Annotated in this window: 1 protein-coding gene; it reads right to left on the bottom strand. The window is 61.0% G+C overall.

Translation table 11 applies throughout. The annotated features are described in order from the left end of the window. Positions 1-228 (bottom strand): hypothetical protein (locus HEN33_RS26055; RefSeq protein ID WP_445297918.1); only part of this gene is annotated, 228 nt, incomplete at both ends.

Genomic DNA, 228 nt, shown 5'->3' with positions numbered 1-228 from the left:
TACGTGCCGTCGTCGTTCTCACGGATACTCACGCAGCGGAACAGGCGCTGGCGCAACGTCGGCAACTTCAGCCCCCATACGCTGTATTCAGCAACACCGTCAGGAACGCGGCTCACTTTTACCTTCACGCCGTCGGTGACGGACTGAACCTCCACGCTGACCGGACTCCCCTGCCCGTCAACCAGGCTTATCAGCGTGGTACCGGAGGATGGCAGCGTGATTTCACGG

Source organism: Escherichia sp. 94.0001 (genome assembly GCF_013369155.2).
In the GTDB taxonomy this organism is placed as follows: domain Bacteria; phylum Pseudomonadota; class Gammaproteobacteria; order Enterobacterales; family Enterobacteriaceae; genus Escherichia; species Escherichia coli_F.
This window is presented reverse-complemented; position numbering and strand designations above follow the sequence as displayed.